General features: G+C 39.1%; 18 protein-coding genes. 17 read left to right on the top strand and 1 reads right to left on the bottom strand.

Annotation, left to right across the window (positions count from 1 at the left end; translation table 11 throughout):
• The first annotated feature begins 92 nt into the window (after positions 1–92).
• From pepB to GTH25_RS12020, 14 genes are all read left to right on the top strand, one after another.
• Positions 93–1388 carry an aminopeptidase PepB gene (pepB, locus tag GTH25_RS12085; RefSeq protein WP_075670480.1) on the top strand — a complete coding sequence of 432 codons (1296 nt, stop codon included), beginning with the start codon at positions 93–95 and terminating at the stop codon, positions 1386–1388.
• 27 nt (positions 1389–1415) lie between these two features.
• Positions 1416–1841: an enhanced serine sensitivity protein SseB C-terminal domain-containing protein gene (locus GTH25_RS12080; protein WP_075670482.1), complete on the top strand. Its 426-nt coding sequence runs from the start codon at positions 1416–1418 to the stop codon at positions 1839–1841.
• Between the two features lie 294 nt (positions 1842–2135).
• Positions 2136–7223, top strand: a complete 5088-nt coding sequence (locus tag GTH25_RS12075; RefSeq protein ID WP_446430613.1) for an alpha-2-macroglobulin family protein — start codon at positions 2136–2138, stop codon at positions 7221–7223.
• Between the two features lie 48 nt (positions 7224–7271).
• Positions 7272–9593 carry a peptidoglycan glycosyltransferase PbpC gene (gene pbpC / locus GTH25_RS12070; protein WP_164530597.1) on the top strand — a complete coding sequence of 774 codons (2322 nt, stop codon included), beginning with the start codon at positions 7272–7274 and terminating at the stop codon, positions 9591–9593.
• A 338-nt stretch (positions 9594–9931) separates the two neighbouring features.
• Positions 9932–10357: a nucleoside-diphosphate kinase gene (ndk, locus tag GTH25_RS12065; RefSeq protein ID WP_023581630.1), complete on the top strand. Its 426-nt coding sequence runs from the start codon at positions 9932–9934 to the stop codon at positions 10355–10357.
• A gap of 157 nt (positions 10358–10514) precedes the next feature.
• Positions 10515–11696, top strand: coding sequence for a dual-specificity RNA methyltransferase RlmN (locus tag GTH25_RS12060; protein WP_023581631.1), 1182 nt, complete (start codon positions 10515–10517; stop codon positions 11694–11696).
• 88 nt (positions 11697–11784) lie between these two features.
• Entirely contained in the window at positions 11785–12219 is a 435-nt protein-coding gene (locus tag GTH25_RS12055) for a hypothetical protein (protein WP_075670488.1), read from the top strand.
• A 74-nt stretch (positions 12220–12293) separates the two neighbouring features.
• Entirely contained in the window at positions 12294–13265 is a 972-nt protein-coding gene (gene rodZ, locus GTH25_RS12050; protein ID WP_075670490.1) for a cytoskeleton protein RodZ, read from the top strand.
• A 46-nt stretch (positions 13266–13311) separates the two neighbouring features.
• Complete coding sequence (gene ispG / locus GTH25_RS12045) at positions 13312–14433, top strand: flavodoxin-dependent (E)-4-hydroxy-3-methylbut-2-enyl-diphosphate synthase (RefSeq protein WP_164530596.1); 1122 nt, start codon at positions 13312–13314, stop codon at positions 14431–14433.
• A gap of 122 nt (positions 14434–14555) precedes the next feature.
• Entirely contained in the window at positions 14556–15839 is a 1284-nt protein-coding gene (gene hisS / locus GTH25_RS12040) for a histidine--tRNA ligase (protein WP_164530595.1), read from the top strand.
• Positions 15840–15849: 10 nt separating this feature from the next.
• On the top strand, positions 15850–16470 hold the full coding sequence (locus GTH25_RS12035; protein ID WP_164530594.1) for a YfgM family protein: 621 nt from the start codon (positions 15850–15852) through the stop codon (positions 16468–16470).
• Between the two features lie 14 nt (positions 16471–16484).
• Positions 16485–17657, top strand: a complete 1173-nt coding sequence (gene bamB, locus GTH25_RS12030; RefSeq protein ID WP_075670498.1) for an outer membrane protein assembly factor BamB — start codon at positions 16485–16487, stop codon at positions 17655–17657.
• Positions 17658–17776: 119 nt separating this feature from the next.
• On the top strand, positions 17777–19267 hold the full coding sequence (gene der / locus GTH25_RS12025) for a ribosome biogenesis GTPase Der (protein ID WP_075670500.1): 1491 nt from the start codon (positions 17777–17779) through the stop codon (positions 19265–19267).
• A 182-nt stretch (positions 19268–19449) separates the two neighbouring features.
• Positions 19450–19797 (top strand): hypothetical protein, encoded by a 348-nt coding sequence (locus GTH25_RS12020; protein ID WP_223672346.1) that lies wholly within the window; start codon positions 19450–19452, stop codon positions 19795–19797.
• 89 nt (positions 19798–19886) lie between these two features.
• Here GTH25_RS12020 and hemF read toward each other — a convergent pair whose 3' ends face one another.
• Positions 19887–20795 (bottom strand): oxygen-dependent coproporphyrinogen oxidase, encoded by a 909-nt coding sequence (gene hemF, locus GTH25_RS12015; protein ID WP_075670502.1) that lies wholly within the window; start codon positions 20793–20795, stop codon positions 19887–19889.
• Positions 20796–20928: 133 nt separating this feature from the next.
• Here hemF and GTH25_RS12010 point away from each other — a divergent pair, with 133 nt between their 5' ends.
• The 3 genes from GTH25_RS12010 (at position 20929) to GTH25_RS12000 (ending at position 23336) form a co-directional block, all read left to right on the top strand.
• The gene (locus GTH25_RS12010; protein ID WP_075670504.1) at positions 20929–21366 is read left to right on the top strand and encodes a GNAT family acetyltransferase; all 438 of its coding nucleotides are present in this window, start codon (positions 20929–20931) and stop codon (positions 21364–21366) included.
• Between the two features lie 335 nt (positions 21367–21701).
• Positions 21702–22319, top strand: a complete 618-nt coding sequence (locus GTH25_RS12005) for an RpoE-regulated lipoprotein (RefSeq protein WP_223673503.1) — start codon at positions 21702–21704, stop codon at positions 22317–22319.
• A 120-nt stretch (positions 22320–22439) separates the two neighbouring features.
• Complete coding sequence (locus GTH25_RS12000; protein WP_075670506.1) at positions 22440–23336, top strand: Dyp-type peroxidase; 897 nt, start codon at positions 22440–22442, stop codon at positions 23334–23336.
• Positions 23337–23364 lie beyond the last annotated feature (28 nt).

Below are 23364 nucleotides of genomic sequence, written 5' to 3'. Positions count from 1 at the left end.
TGTTTTTTGCAGTAAATTGATCACGCTAAACGCTAAATATCTGGTAGTCTGAATAGGTTAACTGCCACCAGTAATAATAAGTGAGACAATAAATGAATAAACAAATTATGCCTATCATGCTGTCAAATGAACCTGCTGCTGCATGTTGGGGTGAAAAAGCACTAATTAGCACTAGCGAAACCGGCATGACAATCCACTTAACGGAAGAAAACCGTTTAGGCGCTATTCAGCGTGGTGGACGTAAAGTTGATGGTCAAGGCATTCGTAATGTTGCACTTGTTGGCGACGGCTGGGATTTAGAACGTAGTTGGGCTTTCTGGTTAGGTTTCAGAGCACCTAAAGGCGCTCGTTCAATCGAATGGCCACAATTAAATGATGCAGATAAACACGAACTAGAATCACGTATTCGCATTGTTGATTGGGTTAGAGATACCATCAATACACCTGCTGAAGAATTAGGACCAGAACAACTAGCACAACGTACAGTGGATCTTTTCTGTGGTCTTGATAAAGAAGACATTAGCTATAAGATCACCAAAGGTGCTGATCTACGCGATCAAAACTATGCAGGGATCTATACAGTAGGTCGTGGTTCTTCCCGTGATCCTGTCTATTTAGCATTAGATTTCAATCCAACTAAAGATAGCGATGCCCCTGTATTTGCTTGTTTAGTCGGCAAAGGTATTACTTTTGACTCAGGTGGTTATAGCATCAAACCTTCATCATCCATGAACTCAATGAAAGCGGATATGGGGGGGGCAGCAACGTTAGCAGGCGCTTTAGCATTAGCGATTACTCGTGGTTTAAATAAACGTGTGAAGCTACTGCTGTGTATCGCAGATAACATGGTTAGCGGTAATGCCTTTAAATTAGGTGATATTATCCGTTACCGTAATGGTAAATCAGTTGAAATCATGAATACCGATGCTGAAGGTCGTTTAGTTTTAGCGGATGGTTTAATTGATGCAAGCAATATTGCACCAGAATTGATTATCGATGCAGCAACATTAACAGGTGCCGCTAAAGTTGCAGTAGGTAATGATTACCACTCTGTATTGAGCTTTGATGATAAATTAGCTGCAGAGTTACTGACTAGTGCTGAACAAGAAAATGAATTGTTTTGGCGTCTACCATTAGCGGATTTCCATCGTAGCCAATTACCTTCTAGCTTTGCTGATTTAAACAATATCGCTGCACCTTCTCATACAGCGGGGGCAAGTACAGCTGCTGCATTCTTATCGCACTTTGTAACTGACTACAAAAAAGGTTGGGTACATATCGATTGTTCTGCAACGTACAGAAAATCTTCTGTAGAGCAATGGGCAGCAGGCGCTACGGGTTACGGTGTACGTTCTATCGCGAATCTGTTATTAGCAAAAGCAAAATAATAAACGTTATTTGATTTGGAGTTTGTAATGGGTGTATCTGAACAATTTGAGACACAAGAAATTGTTTCTGTTGAAGGTTCTTCTTTAAAGTTAAGTGTTCTAGAGCCACAGCCTGAAAAATTAATAACCGCACTTAGCGAGTTTTTTGGTGAGCATAAACCGATCCGCCGTGCCTTTATTGTTAATGCTCAGGAGCAAGATAATGAAGAGTCGTTTTATCTTATTGGTTTAGAGATAACAGGTGAAGAAGAGGTGATCGCGCAGATACTCCCACAAGCGGCTGAATCAGCTTTTGAATATTTAGAAGAAGGGCAATCTCTAGATTTTTGCTTTGTGGATAAAGATGAAAAAGGTGTAAGTCATTTTATGATCCACCATGTATCACCTTTTTATCAACGTAAACTTGGGGGGTTCTTAAGAAAAGGGATCCCGATAGTTAATCTAGATAGTTAATTCAGCCCTCTAAATTTAGGCGATATCTCATCAGATATCGCTTTTTTTTACCTTATAATAGAAAGTTGACTAAATTAGCAAATCGTTTGCATTTCTATATAAGGCTTTGTTTTAGATAAGCTTTGTTTTTAAAGTAAAAATAAGATGGTTTCGTGTTGTAAATTATTTTGTTTTACGCGATAAAAAATAGCTTATCTCGTTATTTTTTATCTTATTAGAATGAAGAAATACATATATTATCTCTGCCTGCATAAAACATCGCATTATTCAGGGGTTGAATTAAAGGAAATGGATATGAACCAAAACCAGTTTAGACAATATACAGAAAAGAGAGGTTATCGTTGGAGCTCTCTTGCTGTTGTATTGGCATCAGCATTAGCTCTTACAGGCTGTGATGATAAAGCGGATGAAAATGTATCATCTACTGATAAGACGCAAAATACACAAGTGACAGAGCCAAAAGATACCGCTCAGAGCACATCAGGCACCGCAACTCAAACAAGCGAAAAACCTGCAGTTACAACAAAAACGAATAACGAAACTGCATTAAAAAGCAAAGAAGTCCGTGATGAGTTGGCAATGCGTTTTGCAGGTAAAGAAGTCACTGTATTAGATGCATCAGAGTTACAACGTGATGGTGCGAGTACTATGGTTGTGACTTTCTCTGTACCGCTTGATCCTGACCAAAAGTTTGATGATGTTATTCATCTTGTTGATACCAAAAAAGGGAAGTTAGAAGGTGCGTGGGAATTATCTGATAACTTAATGGAACTGCGTTTTCGCCATTTACCTCCATCAACGGAATTAAACTTAACGATTGATGAAAAAATCAAAGGTATTAATGAACGTACATTAACGACACCTTTTAGCCAGAAATTAACGACAGAAGAAATTTTCCCATCTGTTGGTTTCACTAGTAAAGGATCGTTACTGCCACTTGAAGCAGCTGAAGGTCTACCGATTATTGCGCTAAATGTGGGGCAAGTTGATGTAAACTTTTTCCGGGTTAAAGATGATCAACTAGCTCAATTCTTAACGCAATGGGAAAGCCGTTCCAATATTAACTATTGGGAATCAGATGAGTTTCTATCCCAAGCTGATTTGGTTTATACCGGTCGTTTTGAATTAAACACAGAAACAAATACCCGTGAAAATGTATTGTTACCGCTAAAATCGATAGATGCCTTGAAAAAAGAAGGTGCCTACATTGCGGTTATGCAACAAGCGGGTAAATACTCATATACAGTGCCAGCAACGGTATTCACATTTAGTGATATCGGGCTGTCAATGCACAGTTATCTTGATACGTTAGATATCTTCACCCAATCACTTAAAAATGGTTCAGCGCTAGATAAAGTAGAAATTCGTCTGCTAGATGAAAAAGGTGGTTTGATTTCTAAAGCGCAAACCGATAGCCAAGGACATGCCACACTTGAGAAGAGTGATAAAGCACGTTTATTAATGGCTATTCGTGATGGGCAAACCAGTATGATTGATTTGCGTAAACCTGCGCTTGATCTTTCTGAGTTTGATATTGGTGGACCACAAGGTTATAGCAAACAATTTTTTGCTTTTGGTCCCCGTGATCTCTATCGCCCCGGTGAAACATTAATCGTTAATGCATTGCTACGTGACGGTGATGGTAATCCTATTAAAGAGCAACCTGTTAAAGTCGATCTGCTTAAAACCGACGGACAAGTTTCTCGTAGTTTTGTTTGGCAACCAGAGAATGGGCTTTACCAATTAAAATTAGTTATTCCTGCGGATGAAAATACTGGTACACGTACCTTACGTTTTGATGTAGGCGATGGTACTCCTCGTTTCTACGAGTTTCAGGTCGAAGATTTTATGCCAGAACGTATGGCATTAGAAATCACGGGTAAGAAGGGAATTATACTAAGCGGTCATGACGCTTATTTTGACATTAAAGGTCGTTATCTTTATGGCGCACCAGCTGCCGATAATCGCTTACAAGGGCAAGTTTTCTTAAAAGCCTCTCGTGAAGCTGTTAGTAAATTACCGGGCTATGAATTTGGTGCTGTAAAAGATGAAAACTTCAGTCGCTTACTGGATGAGTTTGAACTTAATTTAGACTCTGATGGTGAAGGTGGCGTGAATGTTGATAGCGAACGCTATGAAGAGCTGAAATCACCTATCAATATTATTTTACAAGCAAGCTTACTTGAAGCTGGCGGACGCCCTGTTACTCGTCGCTATCAACAAGCTGTTTGGCCTGCCACTCATCTTGCTGGTATTCGCCCTGTCTTCCCTAAAAAAGAAGTCTATGACTATCGTACGGACAAATATAAATCAGGTTACAGTGTTGATGAAAATTCAATGGCTGAATTTGAAATTGTCTATACAGACCAAGATGGTAAGAAACTACCAGCTAATGATCTTAAAGTGAAATTTATCTATGAACGTCATGATTATTACTGGCGTTGGTCTAGTTCGAATGGTTGGGAATCTGGCTATAACGAAAAAGATCTGCAAATGGATGAGCAAACAATCAAGATTGCAAAAGATGGCACTGCAAAAGTGGCATTCCCTGTTGAATGGGGCTCTTATCGTATCGAAGTTGTCGATCCTAAAACAGAACTAGTCAGTAGCCTACGTTTCTGGGCGGGTTATTCTTGGATGGATAACACTGGTGGAACAGGTGCGGTAAGACCAGACCAAGTTAAGCTTAAACTGGATAAAGAAGGTTATTTACCGGGTGAAAAAGTTAAGTTAAACATTGTTGCACCTCATCCGGGTAAAGGTTATGTATTACTAGAATCAAGTAATGGGCCTTTATGGTGGCAGGAAATTGATGTGCCAGAAAAAGGGCTTGATGTTGAAGTGCCTATTAATAAAGAGTGGGCAAGACACGATCTCTATCTGACTTCTGTTGTCGTAAGACCGGGAGATACGTCAAAACAAGCGACAGTAAAACGTGCTGTGGGTATTTTGCATTTACCATTGCAGGATAAAAACCGTCGTATTGATATCTCACTTGACGCACCTGAAAAAATTCGCCCTAACCAAGATTTAAAAATTCGAATTAAAGCGAATCCAGTTGCAGGTCAACCATTACCTGAAAATATTAATGTATTAGTTTCTGCGGTTGATACCGGTGTATTAAACATCACAGAGTATAAAACACCGGATCCTTACGATGCTTTCTTTGGTCGTAAACGTTACAGCATCGACCAATATGATGTTTACGGGCAGTTAATTGAAGGGCAAGGGCGTTTAGCTAATTTGCGCTTTGGTGGTGATGGTGGTGAAGCCGCAGCATTATCTCGTGGTGGTAAAAAACCATTAACTGATGTGCAAATCATTGCTCAACAAACGGCTCCGGTAAAATTAAATGCACAAGGTGAAGGTGAAGTTTCTTTACCTATTCCTGAGTTTAATGGTGAAGTTCGTTTAATGGCACAAGCTTGGACTGCAGATAAATTTGGTAGCCAAGAAGGTAAAGTTGTTATTGCAGCACCGTTAGTCACGCAGCTTTCATTACCTCGCTTTATGGCTGGTGGTGATAATGCACTTTTATCTTTAGATTTAACTAATCTAACAGATGATGCGCAATCTATTACCTTAAATTATACCGCTTCAGGTTTGGTGGGATTAGGTGGCGCTGAAAGCAAAACTGTCTCGCTAACGAAAGGTGAACGTACTCAAATTCAAATTCCAGTAAAAGCGAAACATGGCTTTGGGCAAGGTGAATTCTCACTGTCTATTTATGGTATTAAAGTACCAGGTGAAGAGATTAAACCTTACCACAATACATGGAATATTGGTGTTCGCCCAGCATTCCCAGCAGAAACTATTCACTATGCAAGCACATTGCAAGATGGTGATACTTGGCGTTTACCATCAGAAATTTTAAGTCGCTTTAATAACTCAACGCTTGAAGGTGAATTATTACTGACAAGTCGTCCACCGTTGCAGGTAGCGCGTTATATTAGAGAGCTGTTTGCTTATCCTTATGGTTGCTTAGAACAAACAGTCAGTGGGCTTTATCCTTCACTGTATTCAACAGAAAAAGAGCTGAAACAGTTGGGAATTAAAACGCAAACTGATGCTGATAGAAAAGCAGCTATCGAGAAAGGTATTGCTCATCTACTGACGATGCAAAAATCAGAAGGTGGATTCTCTTTATGGGATCAAGGTGGACGTGAAGAATATTGGTTAACTGCGTATGCAACCGACTTCTTATTCCGAGCATCACAACAAGGTTACTCAGTTCCTGCTGATTCATTAAAACGTGCAAACGATCGTTTATTACGTTATTTACAAGATAAAAACTTAGTTAACTATGAATATGCAGTTAACCAAGATGCAGCGCGATTCTCAGCAAGGGCTTATGCTGCGTTAGTATTAGCAAATCAGCAAAAAGCACCTTTGGGTGAATTACGTCGTCTCTATCTTGAGCGTAATCAAGCAGGAAGTGGCTTAGCTTTAGTTCAGTTAGGTATCGCATTAAAATTAATGGGTGATAGTAGCCGTGCTGAAAGCTTGATTGCTGAAGGTGTGACAACAACACGTAAATATAATTATGGATTGGGTGATTACGGTAGCACCATTCGTGACCAAGCATTAATTATCGCATTGTTAAGTGAAAATAACCTTGAAACACAATCTCGTGATGCAAGTGTAATTGCACTATCTGATAACTTAACAAGCCGTGAATGGTTCTCAACCCAAGAAAGTAACTCGTTATACCTTGCTGGACGTTTCTTTATTAATATGGCGGAACAGCCTTGGGAAGTTGCTGTTAATCGTCAAGTTCCTACAATCAGTAGCGATCGAGCAATCAATGAGACATTAACATCAGCACAATTACAAGAAGGCTTAGAGCTAAATAACCGTGGTGGTGCTGCGATTTATTCTCGCATGAATATCGTGGGTTATCCGAAAGTCGCTCCTGCTCCTTATAGTAATGTATTAAATGTTCATCGTAGTTATTATGATTTGAAGGGAAACCGCGTTCATCCTAATCGCTTACAAAGTGGTGAAATGCTGGTGGTTAAACTGGAAGTTTCTGCTGATAGAGACGTACCTGATGCATTAGTTGTTGATTTATTACCAGCAGGCTTGGAAATCGAAAACCAAAACTTAGCATCAAGTAGTGCAAGCTTAAGTGATAGTGCGGCAGACTTGCAGGAATTTATCGACGATATGGGACAAGCCAATATCAAACATCTCGAATATCGTGATGATAGATTTGTTGCCGCTATCTCTGTTGATAAATATCGCCCAACAACATTGCTCTATTTAGCAAGAGCCGTAACACCGGGTAGCTATCAAGTACCACCACCACAAGTTGAATCTATGTATGTGCCGTACTGGCGTGCAATAGGATCAACAGAAACCAAGATTGACGTTGTTCCTTAAGTCTTGTAGCCCTTTCTTCGGAAAGGGCTTTTTCCTTTGAGTGATTGAATGAAACTAGGATATAAACAGTTTATTGCTGTTATCATTATTTTTTTGCTAGCAATGCCTATTTTAGTCTGGATCGCAGATAAAATTTGGCCCCTCCCTGATCCTGAACCTCAAATTGCGACTATTGTTACAGCGCAAGATGGTACACCTCTTTGGCGTTTTGCAGATAAAGAAGGGGTATGGCGTTATCATGTTAAACTCACTGATGTCTCTCCTGAATATTTAGAAGCCTTAATTACTTATGAAGATCGCTGGTTTTATCAACATCCCGGTGTTAATCCGATGTCGATATTACGCGCAGCATGGCAAGACTTAAGTTCAGGAAGAATTGTGTCAGGCGGAAGTACGCTATCAATGCAAGTGGCTCGTCTTATTGATCCTCACTCTCGTACTTTAGGGGGGAAAATCAAACAGCTTTGGCGCACCTTGCAATTAGAGTGGTATTACTCAAAAGATGAAATTTTGGAGATTTACCTCAATAGAGCACCCTTTGGCGGCACGTTAGAAGGTATTGGTGCGGCAAGCTGGGCTTATTTAGGTAAGTCACCCGCTGATTTATCTGCGGGAGAAGCGACTTTGATGGCGGTATTACCACAAGCGCCAAGCCGTTTACGGCCAGATAGATACCCTGAACGTGCTCAAGCTGCTAGGGATAAAGTATTAGATAGACTGGCAGAATATCAAATATGGCCACAAGAAAAAGTTGATGAAATTAAGGAAGAACAGGTTTTATTAGCACCAAGGCAAACACCACAATTAGCACCATTACTGGCTCGTCGTATGTATAACGAAAAGCGAGAACCTGTTATTACAACAACGATTGATATCAATATTCAACGACAGCTCGAAGATATTGCGAACCAATGGAAGTATCAATTAGCGGATAAAACATCTTTAGCTATCTTAGTTGTTGATCATACAGATATGAGTGTGAAAGGGTATGTCGGCTCTGCTGATTTTAATGATAATTCGCGCTTTGGTCATGTCGATATGATTAGTGCATGGCGCTCACCAGGTTCAACATTAAAGCCATTTATTTATGCACTTGCATTAGATGAAGGACTTATTCACGCAGAATCGCTTTTACAAGATGTTCCTCGTCGATTTGATAATTATCGTCCTGGTAATTTTGACTCTGATTTTAATGGTGCAGTTAGTGCCAGTGAAGCATTAAGTCGTTCTTTGAATCTGCCAGCGGTACAACTTATTGAAGTGTATGGTGCAAAGAAATTTGCAGCAAAATTACGTCATAACCATCTTGAAATGCGCTTTCCTTATGGTTCAGAGCCAAATTTAGCACTGATCTTAGGAGGAACTGCGACGCGAATGGATGAGCTTGTTTCTGCCTTTAGTGCATTAGCAAGGCAAGGAAAAACAGCACCGTTACGTTTTAAACCGGAACAAATAATAGAAGATCGAGTATTGATGTCACCGGGCTCTGCTTGGATTATTAGACGTATCTTAGCCGGAGAAGCCAGACCTCGTCCAGATAGTGCAATTTCGCCTGTTGTCCCTTTGGCTTGGAAGACAGGTACAAGTTATGGATATCGTGATGCATGGTCTATTGGTGTGAATGCACGTTATACCATTGGCGTTTGGGTAGGTAGGCCTGATGGAACACCGGTTGCAGGGCAGTTTGGTTTTGCGACAGCAGTCCCTATTATGAATCAAGTCAATAACTTATTAACAGGCTACTTCTATCAAAATAAACAAAGACCACCAACAGATTTACGCCCTAACAGTGTAACGGCAGCCACTATCTGTTGGCCGACAGGTAAGGCATTACCTAAAGAAGATAGCAACTGTAGAGTCAGTCGTCGAAGTTGGATCTTAGATAACACCATTCCACCAACTTTGTTAAATGAAAGCCAAGAAGGTATCTTGGGGATCAACGAAAAAATTTGGTTAGATAATGAAGGCAAACGTACAGGCCCTAATTGCCCTAATGCAGAGTTAAAAGATATCGCCTTGTGGCCGATAGCATTAGAAGCATGGTTGCCAGAAAAAGAGCGCAGAGCAAAACGACTGCCGCCGATTTCTGAAACTTGTCCACCAATTAAAGAAGATATTATTCCTCTGTTTATCTCGGGTATTCGTGTAGGCGATTTATTAAGACCATTACCCGGCGAAACTAATCTTGAAATAACTGTTTCTACGCAAGGTGGAAGTGGTATGCAATGGTGGTTTTTAAATGGTGAGCAAATAGGTAAGACAGGAAACGGAGAAACATTCTCTTATTTATTAGAGAAACGAGGTAAATACCAACTTTCAGTGCTTGATCTAAGTGGTCAAACGGATATGGTTAATTTTATATTTCGTTAAACTAAAACGATAAAATAAACAAGAACTGAGTGATCTTTCACTAAATTAGTTTTTTCGATAAAGAGACTATTTATCGTATTTCATTTCGGTTCTTTTTTATTCTTATTTTCAAGTTTGAACATGGAAACCGTCAAAAATGTGATTAGATCGATAATTTATAACTTTTTTGCCACAGTTTTTTAAAAAAAAAGGAAATTCAATCTGTGCAATTCATTTTTATCCTCCTATAATCGAGCACTATTTTTTGCAGGGAATGCGGTTTTTGATTCGTTTTTCCATGATCTGCGATAAAAGAGATAACAAAAGTTATCATTAATAAAATAATTTAGAGGTAAGACATGGCTATTCAGCGCACATTTTCTATTATCAAACCAAACGCAGTGAAAAAAAATGTTATCGGTGCTATCTATCACCGTTTTGAAAGTGCAGGCTTTAGCATCATTGGTGCTAAAATGTTGCATTTAACGCGCGAACAAGCTGAAGGCTTTTATGAAGAACACAAAGGCCGTCCTTTCTTTGACGGTTTAGTTGAATTTATGACTTCGGGCCCAATCATGGTTCAAGTGTTAGAAGGTGAAAACGCGATCCAACGTCACCGTGATCTAATGGGTGCAACCAATCCAGACAACGCATTAGCGGGCACATTACGTGCTGATTACGCTGATAGCTTTACTGAAAATGCGGTACATGGTTCAGATTCAGAAGCTTCTGCTGCTCGCGAAATTGCATACTTCTTCACTGAAAACGAAGTTTGCGCGCGCTAATTTATTAGCATCTCTACGCGAAAAACAGTACAATGCGACGCCCTGTTTGATAATTAACAGGGCGTTTTTTTATTATTGTTTAATTATACAAATATATAAGTATCCCATTAGCATCAATGCTAATGCAGGCCGCATAGTGTAACAACGAGGCAATGTCATGACCCAATCTACCACCCCAGCGCCAAGCGCTTCTGTCGCTGTTTCTAAAGAAAATACTGTGAATCAAAAAACTAAAATTAATCTGTTAGATTTAAATCGTAAACAGATGCGTGAGCTTTTTGTCTCTATGGGCGAAAAACCTTTCCGTGCTGACCAAATTATGAAGTGGATGTACCACTACTGTTATGACGATTTTGATCAAATGACAGATATCAACAAGGTGTTACGCAATAAATTAAAAGAAATTGCTGAAATTAAAGCACCTGAAGTTTCTGAAGAACAACGTTCAACAGATGGCACGATTAAATGGGCAATTAAAGTTGGCGATCAACAAGTAGAAACTGTGTATATCCCAGAAGATGATCGCGCAACATTATGTGTTTCTTCACAAGTTGGTTGTGCTTTAGAGTGCAAGTTCTGTTCAACTGCACAGCAAGGCTTTAACCGTAACTTGAAAGTGTCTGAAATTATTGGGCAAGTTTGGCGTGCAGCTAAAATTATTGGCTCATTAAAAGAGACAGGCCGTCGTCCTATTACTAACGTTGTTATGATGGGAATGGGTGAGCCATTACTGAATTTAAATAATGTTATTCCAGCACTTGAGATCATGATGGATGATTTCGGTTTTGGTCTATCTAAACGTCGTGTCACTGTTTCTACATCGGGTGTTGTACCGGCATTAGATAAACTAGGTGATGCAGTTGATGTGGCTTTAGCAATTTCATTACATGCACCAACTGATGAAATTCGTGATGAGATCGTTCCAATAAACAAGAAATATAATATTGAAATGTTTCTTGAAGGTGTTCGCCGTTATATTGCTAAATCAAACGCGAACCAAGGGCGAGTGACTATTGAGTACGTCATGCTTGATCATATTAATGACAGCACAGATCAAGCTCATCAATTAGCTGAACTTTTAAAAGACACGCCATGTAAAATTAACTTAATTCCATGGAACCCGTTCCCGGGTGCGCCATACGGACGTAGTTCTAATAGCCGAATTGACCGTTTCTCTAAAGTATTAATGGAATATGGCTTTACGACAATTGTACGTAAAACGCGTGGCGATGATATTGATGCGGCTTGTGGGCAATTAGCGGGTGATGTTATTGACCGTACAAAACGCACACTGAAAAAACGCCAACAAGGTGAACTAATTTCAGTAAAAGCAGTCTGATACAGTTGGATATCTCTTTCTTTGTGAAGTGTATTACACAATTTCAATGTAAAGAGAACAAGGATGAATTTATTTAAGGAATATAACGATGATAAGGATATCATCAGTAATTATAACTATTGGTTTGATGTTATTGACACTCGGTTGTCAATCATCAGCCAATCAAGGGCGTGTTGCAGTGTCTACACGTTTACAATTAGGTGATGCTTACTTAGCTGAAAGACAATATCAAATAGCGCAATATCATTTCCAAAAAGTGTTATCGGTGATGCCAAATCACTCCGATGCAAATTTAGGAATGGCGTTAACATCGCAGTTATTGGGAAATTCTATTCAAGCGTTAGATTATTACAAAATAGCGATGAACTCGAAGCCAGTAAATGTTAATGTATTAAGGCTTTATGGTAATTTCCTTTGTGAACAAAAACTATTAAACAATAATAGTGTGTTAATTGAGGATATACCGCCAGATTATTTGGTCTGTCAGCAAAGTGATAATAAAATATCAAAAAATTCGCGGTGATACGTTAAGGTACTTTGTGCTTTTGCGAGTTCATCAATGTTAAACATCCAATAGCCACAGTGCCTAGATTGCTAATGAATACTGAAAACAAAACCGAAGAAGTGAAATTAACAGCAGGTCAACTTTTACGCCAGGCACGAGAAAAGGTGGGGCTAACACAACAAACTGTTGCTGATCGACTTTGTTTGAAGTTATCGACAGTTCGCGATATTGAAACAGACTCCGTTTCTTCTGATATTGCACCAACATTTTTACGCGGATACATGCGTTCTTACGCTAAGTTAGTTGGCGTTCCTGAACAAGATATCCTTGGTTTTATCGACCAGCAAGCTCCTGTCAAACAAATTAGAATGACAACCACACAAAATTACTCATTAGGCAAACGTCATAAAAAACGTGAAGGTTGGTTGATGAAACTCACATGGGTGATTCTGATTGTTATGGTTGCTTTTGTGGGGGTTTGGTGGTGGCAAGGTCATCAGGCTGATCAACAAGAATTAGTCTCTATGGCTTCTCAAGACATAGGGCAAAATAGTACCCAAGAAAACACCAACACGATAGATTCTCCTTTAGCAACCACCTTAGATAATACGTCAACATCTGAAGGTGATAATTTACAAGTACCTGCGTCGCCATTAGTTGATAATCAGGCGAATAATGTTGCTATATCACCAACGACTGAAACGACGTCACCAGCATCAACAGAAGTGAGAACGGTTCCATTACCCGTCTCACCTCTAACAACATCAACAACTTCTCGTGCAAATTCAGCACAAGAAGCTACCTCATCAGAAGCAACTGCTATTGCGAATCAATTGGTTCTTATGTTTGATGGTGAATGTTGGTTAGAAATTCGTAATGCTCAAAATAAAGTCTTATTTAATGGTATTAAGAAAGCGGGTGATCGTTTGGAATTTGATGGTGAGCAACCTTATAAACTAAAAATAGGCGCCCCTTCTGTTACTCGCTTACAGTTTAATGGTGAATCAGTTGATTTAAGCCGTTTTACTGGAAAAATAGCAAAAATAACAGTACCGAGCGCTTAATCTGACACACATTTGAGCAAGCATGGAAGCATGGGAGAATTAATCAATGCATAAAGAATCACCTATTATTCGTCGCAAATCGACACGAATTTATGTGGGTAATGTACCTATTGGCGATGGGGCTCCTATCGCGGTACAGTCGATGACGAATACACGAACGACAGACGTAGAAGCGACTGTTCGCCAGATAAAATCACTGGAACGTGTTGGGGTTGATATTGTTCGTGTTTCTGTACCAACAATGGATGCTGCGGAAGCATTCAAGTTAATTAAGCAGCAAGTTAATGTACCTTTAGTTGCTGATATTCACTTTGATTACCGTATCGCATTAAAAGTCGCTGAATATGGTGTTGATTGTTTACGCATCAATCCAGGCAATATTGGTAGTGAAGAACGTATTCGCCAAGTTGTTGATTGTGCTCGTCACAACAATATTCCTATTCGTATTGGTGTAAACGGTGGTTCGCTTGAAAAAGATATTCAAGAGAAATACGGCGAGCCGACACCAGAAGCGTTAGTTGAATCAGCCATGCGTCATGTGGATATTCTTGATAGACTGAATTTCGAACAGTTTAAAATCAGTGTAAAAGCTTCTGATGTTTTTCTTGCCGTTGATTCATACCGCTTGTTAGCGAAAAAAATAGATCAACCACTGCACCTTGGGATCACCGAAGCTGGTGGTGCAAGAGCAGGATCGGTTAAATCTGCAATTGGTCTTGGGATCTTATTATCAGAAGGTATCGGCGATACATTAAGGATCTCATTAGCAGCAGATCCGGTTGAAGAAGTTAAAGTGGGTTTTGATATTCTCAAATCCTTACGTATTCGCTCTCGCGGAATTAACTTTATTGCTTGTCCAACGTGTTCACGTCAAGAATTTGATGTCATTGGAACAGTCAATGAATTAGAGCAACGTCTGGAAGATATCATCACACCTATGGATGTTTCTATTATTGGCTGTGTGGTTAATGGACCAGGTGAAGCTGAAGTCTCAACGTTAGGTGTAACGGGCGCTAAAACACGTAGTGGTTTTTATGAAGATGGCGTGAGACAAAAAGAGCGCCTTGATAACGTAAATATGATTGATTTATTAGAAGCGAAAATTCGCGCTAAGGCTTTAATGCTTGATGACAGTATGCGTATAAATATAAATCAATTGGACAAATAACACTCAAAAAACTGGCTCATTAATCAATGAGCCAGTTTTACTATTGATTTCACATTGAATACTGATTGATTTCGCTTCTATAATCAGCCTAACAATCAATTAATAACTATTAGAGAAGAAAAGTGGCACAAAAAATCCAAGCCATTCGTGGTATGAACGACTACCTACCTGCTGACACTCGTGTATGGCAGAAAATTGAAAATACGCTAAAACAAATTTTAGCGGGTTACGGTTTTAGTGAAATCAGAACACCTATCGTAGAGCATACCCCTCTATTTCAGCGAGCAATTGGTGAAGTGACCGATGTTGTTGAAAAAGAAATGTATACTTTTACCGATCGTGGTGAAGATGCCCAAAGCTTGACATTACGCCCAGAAAATACAGCGGGTTGTGTTCGTGCAGGTATTGAGCATGGTTTACTTTATAACCAAGAACAACGTTTATGGTATTTGGGACCAATGTTCCGCTATGAGCGTCCTCAAAAAGGTCGTTATCGTCAATTCCATCAGTTAGGTGCTGAAGTGTTTGGTCTACAAGGCCCAGATATTGATGCGGAATTAATTATGTTAACTGCACGCTGGTGGAAAGCATTAGGTATCGCAGAGCACGTAACATTAGAACTTAACTCTATTGGTTCATTAGAAGCGCGTGCTAATTACCGTGAAGCATTAGTGGCTTTCTTAAAGCAGCATGTTGATAAGTTAGATGAAGACTGCAAACGTCGTATGTATTCTAACCCATTACGCGTTTTAGACTCAAAAAATCCAGAAATTCAGACTTTATTGAATGATGCGCCTGAACTTTTCGATTATCTTGATGACGAATCAAGAGCGCACTTTGATGGTCTTTGTGCACTACTTGACGCTGTTGGTATTACATACCGTGTTAATCAGCGTTTAGTTCGAGGTTTAGATTATTATAACCGTACTGTTTTTGAGTGGGTTACTAGTGCATTAGGTTCGCAAGGAACAGTGTGTGCAGGTGGCCGTTATGATGGTCTTGTGAAGCAACTTGGTGGACATCCAACACCAGCTGTAGGTTTTGCAATGGGTATGGAGCGCATGATCTTATTGGTTCAAGCGGTTAACCCTGAATTTGTAGCAGATACCAATGTGGCTGATGTTTATCTTGCTTCATTTGGCGATAAGAGCCAAAGCGCAGCGTTAATGCTGGCTGAAGAAATTCGTGATCAATTACCAACATTACGTTTAATGACGAATCACGGTAATGGTAACTTTAAAAAGCAGTTAGGACGAGCTGATAAACAAGGCGCTAAAATTGCTCTGATTTTAGGCGAAGACGAAATTAATGCCGGTACTGTTGCAGTGAAAGATTTGCGTTCAGGGGAACAAACAATCGTTGCTCGTAATGAGCTCGCTCAGCAATTGACTCTGTTATTAGGTTAAGGAGAGACTTGTGGAAGTTTATAGCACCGAAAACGAACAAGTTGATGCAATTAAACAGTTCTTTAAAAACTACGGCTTAACTATCGTTTTAGCCGCTGTTATTGGTTTTGGTGGTGTGTTTGGTTGGAAATACTGGCAATCGCATCAAACTAATCGTCTGCAAGAAAGTGCGGGTGCTTTTGCAACTGTCAGTGAGGCACTTGCTAAGCCTACACCTGAAAATATTGCATTAGCTGAAAAATTTGTTACTGATACGAATGATATCTATGGCGCTTTAGCTTCATTAGAGCTTGCCCAAATCGCTATCGATGCTAATGATTTACTCAACGGTGAACGTCATCTAACTAACGCTGTGGCAAAAGTAAAAAATGACGCATTTGCGGATATGCTTAATCTTCGTTTAGCTCGCGTACAATTAGCATTAGATAAAACAGATGTTGCTTTAGTTTCGTTAGAGCAAGTGAAAGGCAAAGCATGGAATGGAATGAAAAATTATATCCGTGGTGATGTCTTAGCGAAAAAAGGCGATAACGCAGGTGCAGCAACCGCTTATCGTAGCGCATTAACTGATGAAAATGCGGGTGCTATTCGCTCACTGGTTGAACTTAAACTTAATAATTTATCCAATTAAAGGGATCTTCAGACATGCAACTGCGTAAAACTCTCCTGGTTGGTCTACTAGCATCTGCTTTGTTGGCAGGATGTTCTAGTGAACAGGATAATGTGACAATGTCTCCATTGCCTGAGGTGCAGAGCCAATTTACACCTAAAGCCGTTTGGGACAAATCAGTTGGAAATGGTATTGGTAAATACTATTCTCACTTGTCACCAACATGGGATGGGGCAGTTGTTTATGTCGCTGATCGCCATGGTTTAGTTAAAGCATTAGAGGTAGAAACTGGTAAAGAGCTTTGGTCACAAGATCTCTCTATTAAAACAGGTTTTCTTTCATCCAATGAGTCTGCATTACTTTCTGGTGGATTAACCGTTTCAGGTACTCGCGTTTTTGTGGGAACTGAAAAAGCCAAAGTATATGCACTGAACATTGAGGATGGCTCCATTGATTGGGAAACCGATGTTGCTGGTGAAGCCATTTCAAAACCTGTTGTTAGTGATGGTTTAGTACTTATTCATACCAGTAATGGCATGTTGCAAGGACTCGACTTATTAACGGGTGAAATTTCGTGGACTATTAATTTAGATACTCCATCATTATCTCTGCGTGGCGAGTCTGCTCCTGCTGTCGCTTATGGTGCGGCTATCATTGGTGCAGATAATGGTCGCGTCAGTGCCGTTGTTCTTTCTCAAGGACAATTAATTTGGCAACAAAATATTTCACAAATTAAAGGCTCTACTGAAATTAGCCGATTAAATGATGTGGATATCACACCAATCATTGATGAAAATACCGTTTATGCAATGGCGTATAACGGTAATTTAGTTAGCCTTGATATGCGTTCGGGACAAATCCTTTGGAAACGTGATTTAGGCTCAGTGAATGATATGGTGCTGTTAGGTGATAATCTTTACCTTGTTGACCAAAATGACCGAGTTTTATCTGTTCGTAAATCTGATGGTGTGACATTATGGACACAAGAAGATTTATTGCATCGTAATTTAACTGCACCAGCTATTTTTGACGGCTATTTAGTGGTTGGCGATGCAGAAGGTTATCTCCATTGGATTGATACCAACACAGGTAAATTCATTGCACAAAACCAAGTGAACAGTTCAGGTTTGTTAAGTCGCCCTCAAGCGGTACAAGATAAACTGATGATCCAGGCCCGTGACGGTAAGCTTTATCTTTATAGTCGGTAATTAACTGCTGACAAATCTATTTATTTTACGGCTCCTTTAAAGGAGCCGTTTCGTCTTTTTAGTAATTACATGTAAAATACAATCAGGTTCGTGATTGTATTTTTATGAGGCATCAAAAAATGATACCCGTTATTGCCTTAGTAGGGCGCCCTAACGTGGGTAAATCCACGTTATTTAATCGACTAACACGCACAAGAGACGCATTAGTTGCTGATTTTCCAGGCCTCACCCGCGACCGTAAATATGGTCGAGCAGAGTTAGAAGGCGAAGAATTTATTATTATTGATACCGGTGGTATTGATGGTGCTGAAGAGGGTGTTGAAACCCATATGGCATCACAATCGCTACAGGCTATTCAAGAAGCCGACATCGTACTGTTTTTAGTTGATGCACGTGCGGGTTTGATGCCAGCAGACCAAGGTATTGCAAAACACCTTCGTGGTGTTGAGAAAAAAACGTATTTAGTTGCGAATAAAACTGACGGTATCGATATTGATACTGCATTAGCTGATTTTTATTCTTTAGGTTTAGGTGAGATCTTCCCTATCGCGGCATCCCATGGTCGTGGTGTTGCTCAATTGATTGAACAAGCACTATTACCAATTACAGGTAAAGTGGTGGAAGAAGAGCTAGAGCTGACAGAAGAAGAAGAGAATGCAGCTTATTGGGCCGCCTTAGAAGCAGAACAAGAAGCACAAGCATTAGAAGAGGAAGAAGATGACTTCGATCCTTCTACATTACCAGTAAAATTAGCGATTGTTGGTCGTCCTAATGTTGGGAAATCAACACTGACAAACCGTATGCTTGGTGAAGATCGTGTGGTTGTTTACGATATGCCGGGTACTACGCGTGACAGTATCTATATCCCAATGGAACGTGATGAGAAAGAATATATCATCATTGATACTGCGGGGGTTCGTAAACGCGGTAAAGTAAAAGAAACAGTAGAAAAGTTCTCTGTTATCAAAACGCTACAAGCTATTGAAGATTCTAACGTTGCATTACTGGTTATTGATGCTCGTGAAGGTATTTCAGATCAGGATCTTTCATTATTAGGTTATATCCTGAATGCTGGTCGTTCATTAGTTATTGCTGTCAATAAATGGGATGGTATGACACAAGACGATCGCGAACAAGTTAAAGCAATGCTTGATCTTAAACTGGGCTTTGTTGATTTTGCGCGAGTTCACTTTATTTCTGCATTACATGGTAGTGGCGTGGGTAATCTTTTTGAATCTATTCAAGAGGCTTATGTCTGTGCAACGCGTCGTGTAGGGACTTCTATGCTGACTCGTATCATGAAGATGGCAGAAGATGATCATCAGCCACCGATTGTCCGTGGACGTCGCGTAAAAATGAAATATGCACACGCTGGTGGTTATAATCCACCAGTTGTGGTTATCCATGGTAATCAGGTAACTGATTTACCAGATAGCTATAAGCGTTATTTGATGAACTATTTTCGCCGTACTCTGCAAGTTATGGGGACGCCGATCCGTATTCAATTTAAAGAGGGTGAAAACCCTTATGCGGATAAGAAAAATAAATTAACCGTTTCTCAAATGCGTAAACGTAAGCGTTTAATGTCACACTTGAAGAAATCGAAATAAGATAATTAAATTTCTTATTTAAATGAAAAGCCACATTTTTATGTGGCTTTTTATACCTATAATTCAATAGGTTGTTTCAATATCATAGTTATCAGTGGTTTTTTGCATTTCATAGAAACTTAATTTTTCAAGTAATCGTTTAAAATATAATTAATTCCTATTCGTATTAATGAGCTATTACTTTGAAAAAAACAATTATCATTGCATCAATTTTTATGCTTTCTGCTTGTGCAACACCTGAAAAATGGGAAGCAAATACCAGCACACCATCTCCTTTAGATATCGCTAAAAATATGTGTATGCAAGAAGCCAATACGCGATATCCTGCGAGATATGTAGCTTCAAGTCAGCCTTCTTTTGCTCCAATGAAAATAAATGGTAAAGATATTCCAAATTCAGGGGCAGGGACATCTTTTCCTTCAGATGCGAATGAATGGCAGCGTAGGGATTATTTTAATACCTGTATGAGAGGAGAAGGCTGGGAAAATAAAAATAAAGTTACAGGGTTATTGGCTTTTTTGTTTAATTAATTTTAGGAAATGTTTGTCATTAAACTTGTAGTTTTACTTCAGTAAAGCCACATTTATAATGTGGCTTTATCGTTAATGATTTATTTTCTCTACACCCACTCTTTTTGGATCAAAAAGTCACTGTATAACTTTGCTTCTGGAGTATTTGGTTCAGGGGAATAATCATATTCAAAACGGACTAATGGTGGCATAGACATTAAGATTGACTCTGTTCTACCGCCACTTTGCAAACCAAATAATGTACCTCTATCCCACACTAAATTAAATTCAACATAACGACCACGGCGGTAGAGTTGAAATTGGCGTTCACGTTCACTCCAAGGCATTGATTTGCGCTTTTCAACAATAGGTAGATAGGCATCAAGATAACCAAGTCCTACATGTTGGACAAACTCGAAACAGTGGTCAAAATCAGGGGTATTTAAATCATCAAAGAAAAGACCACCTACACCACGAGGTTCATTGCGGTGTTTAATATAAAAGTAATCATCACACCATTTTTTATAACGAGGATAATAATCTTCACTAAAAGGCGCACAAACTGATTTAGCAACCTTATGCCAATGAATAACGTCCTCTTCAAATCCATAATAAGGGGTTAAGTCAAAACCGCCACCAAACCACCATACAGGCTCCTCACCGTCTTTTTCAGCAATAAAAAAACGGACATTGGCATGAGAAGTCGGAATATAAGGATTAAGAGGATGAATAACTAATGAAACACCCATTGCTTGAAAACGGCGTCCCGCCAATTCAGGACGATGTGCCGTGGCAGATTTTGGTAATGTGTCACCATAAACATGTGAAAAATTAACACCAGCCTGCTCAAAAAGAGCACCATTGGTTAAAACGCGTGTACGACCGCCACCTCCTTCTTTTCTTTCCCAGTTATCTTGCTGAAAAGTGGCTTTTTGGTCTATGTTTTCAAGAGAGCGACAAATAGTATCTTGTAGTGATAAGAAAAACTCTTTAACGCGATGAATATCAGGTAAATTCATAATAACCTACAATTTTTATCATATTTATTAAAAATAGAACTTCATATTGTCTATGTTCTCATTTTCAAGTTGATTCATAAACCAAACAAGCGATAATAAATTCAGATTTATATGACCAATAATGGGCAAAACCATGGAAATACGTGTATTTCGCCAAGATGATTTTGAGGCAATTATTACACTTTGGGAGCGTTGCGATTTAATATCTCCTGATAACGATCCTGAAATTGATATTGAAAGAAAATTAAACCACTCACCTGATTTATTTTTGATAGCAGAAGTGGCTGGTGAGATTGTGGGTAGTGTGATGGGAGGCTACGATGGTCATCGTGGCTCTTTATACTATTTAGGCGTTCACCCAGATTTTCGAGGAAGAGGCATTGCGAATGCATTGATCTCTCGATTAGAGAAAAAGCTGATAGCGAAAGGGTGTCCTCAAATTACATTAGTTGTACCAGAAGAAAATGATGCAACAATTTGTATGTTTGAGAAGTTGTTGTATGAAGATCAAAACCAAGAAAGCACAACTTATACTAAGCGATTAATTGTTGATCAGGATTTTGATCTTTAATTGTATTTAAAACCCCTGATTCTCTAGGGGTTATTTCTCTTTCCTTTCTATTTATCTCTTTTTTCCTTGTTTCTATTTTTACGTTTGCATCGCTTATTTTGTGCGTAAAATCTGATATTACCTTTTCTGTGGAACAAAATGTTCTATTAATGGTCGTAACTAGGCTTTCTTTTCATGTGGTTATCTAAGATCAAATCAGTGGATATTTTGTTATGCTGACTTATCGCAACTGTTTTAGCCTGATGATTGAGGTGATACAAAGAGTAAGATAAGGTGTGCTTAATACCTTAGTATCTATTTTTAATGTGTGACGAAGAAGTTTAACGGAGAAACAAATGATGCCTAAGTTTTGGTTACCCTTGTGTTTAAGCGCAAGTGTTTTGCTATTAAGTGGCTGTTCATCCATGGGAGGAATGTCTTTTTCTGCATTAAATCCGATGAATTGGTTTTCAAATAATACGCTAACTGTTTCTGCCAATGGATTAGGAAATATTACCAACTCGACAAAAATAACAGAAAGTGAAATAAAAAATGAGCTAGGTAGTAGCTTCAATTATCGTGAAGGTATGGAGATGCAAGGTAGTGATATTATTGTTGTCGTCCAAGCTCTCGAAGATAAGAACGTTCAAGTGGCTTTCTATGGCAAAGAGAAAGCCACTGTTGAAAAAATAGAAGTCTTTGATGCCAAAGCAACGACGGATTGGGGTATAACGATGGGTACACCATTTAAAGATATCTATAAAAAAGCATTTGGTGCATGTAGCAAAGGTCCTAAAGATGAAAAACAGAGAACTATTTTATGCCAATCCACAGAAGCTAAATCGGTGAGCTATGTCTTTAGTGGTCAATGGGACGGCCCTGACGGATTAATGCCACCTGATGAAGTTTTATCTAACTGGACATTAACGCAAATTATTTGGCAGAATAAATCGCCTTCACGCTATTCCTTATAAAATAAGGAAGATTTTATAATCAGACTGTCCGATTTTTGTTAAAAGGCAAATCTTCAGGAAAAAATATTCGATATAATTAACATCATTCTAGGTGTTTTGATTATTGATTAGGAAAGCAATATGTCTCATGCACAAAGTGGCATTTTAGTCGCACATAGTAAATTTGGTCTTTTTATCGAAGCAATGGTCGTAGGTGAATTAGAAGCTCTGCGTGAAGGATGCCAGAAATTCATGCAATCATTATCTGATTTACAAAAGCAATTTCCTGATGCATCACTAGGTGCAGTTGTTGCATTTGGCTCTGATCTTTGGAAAAAACTTTCCGATGAAAACAGCGCACCAGAGCTGAAACCTTTTCGCCCTTTAGGCAAAGGTTTAGCGCCTGCAACACAACGTGATCTTCTTATTCATATTCAATCTATGCGTCATGATGTCAATTTCTCATTAGCACAAGCGGCAATTGCAGCTTTTGGTGATGCAATCAAAGTTGAAGAAGAAATTCATGGTTTCCGTTGGATAGAAGAACGTGATTTAAGTGGTTTTATTGATGGTACAGAAAATCCACAAGATGATGAGCGTTATGGTGTTGCACTGATTAATGATGGTGTTGATGCTGGTGGTAGTTATGTTTTAGTTCAACGTTATGAGCACAACCTGAAAAAATGGGCTCGTTTTAGTGAATCAGACCAAGAAAAAATGATCGGTCGTACTAAAAAAGACAGTGTTGAACTTGATGAATCTGAACGTAATGTCACATCTCACGTTTCTCGTGTTGTGATTGAAGAAGATGGTGAAGAGTTAGCCATTTTACGTCACAGCCTACCTTACGGTACTGCAAGCGGTAAACATGGTTTATATTTCTTAGCTTACTGTGGTCGTTTATATAATATCGAACAACAACTATTGAGTATGTTTGGTGAATTAGACGGCAAACATGATGATCTCTTACGCATGAGTAAACCTGTAACAGGAAGTTATTACTTCGCACCTTCCTATGAGGTATTAAAGGCACTGTAATCATTATCTCGTGCTAAATACGTTTTTA

The organism is Proteus terrae subsp. cibarius (assembly GCF_011045835.1).
Taxonomy (GTDB): domain Bacteria; phylum Pseudomonadota; class Gammaproteobacteria; order Enterobacterales; family Enterobacteriaceae; genus Proteus; species Proteus cibarius.
Note: the sequence above shows the minus strand (reverse complement) of the source record. Positions and strands in the feature narration are given on the sequence as shown.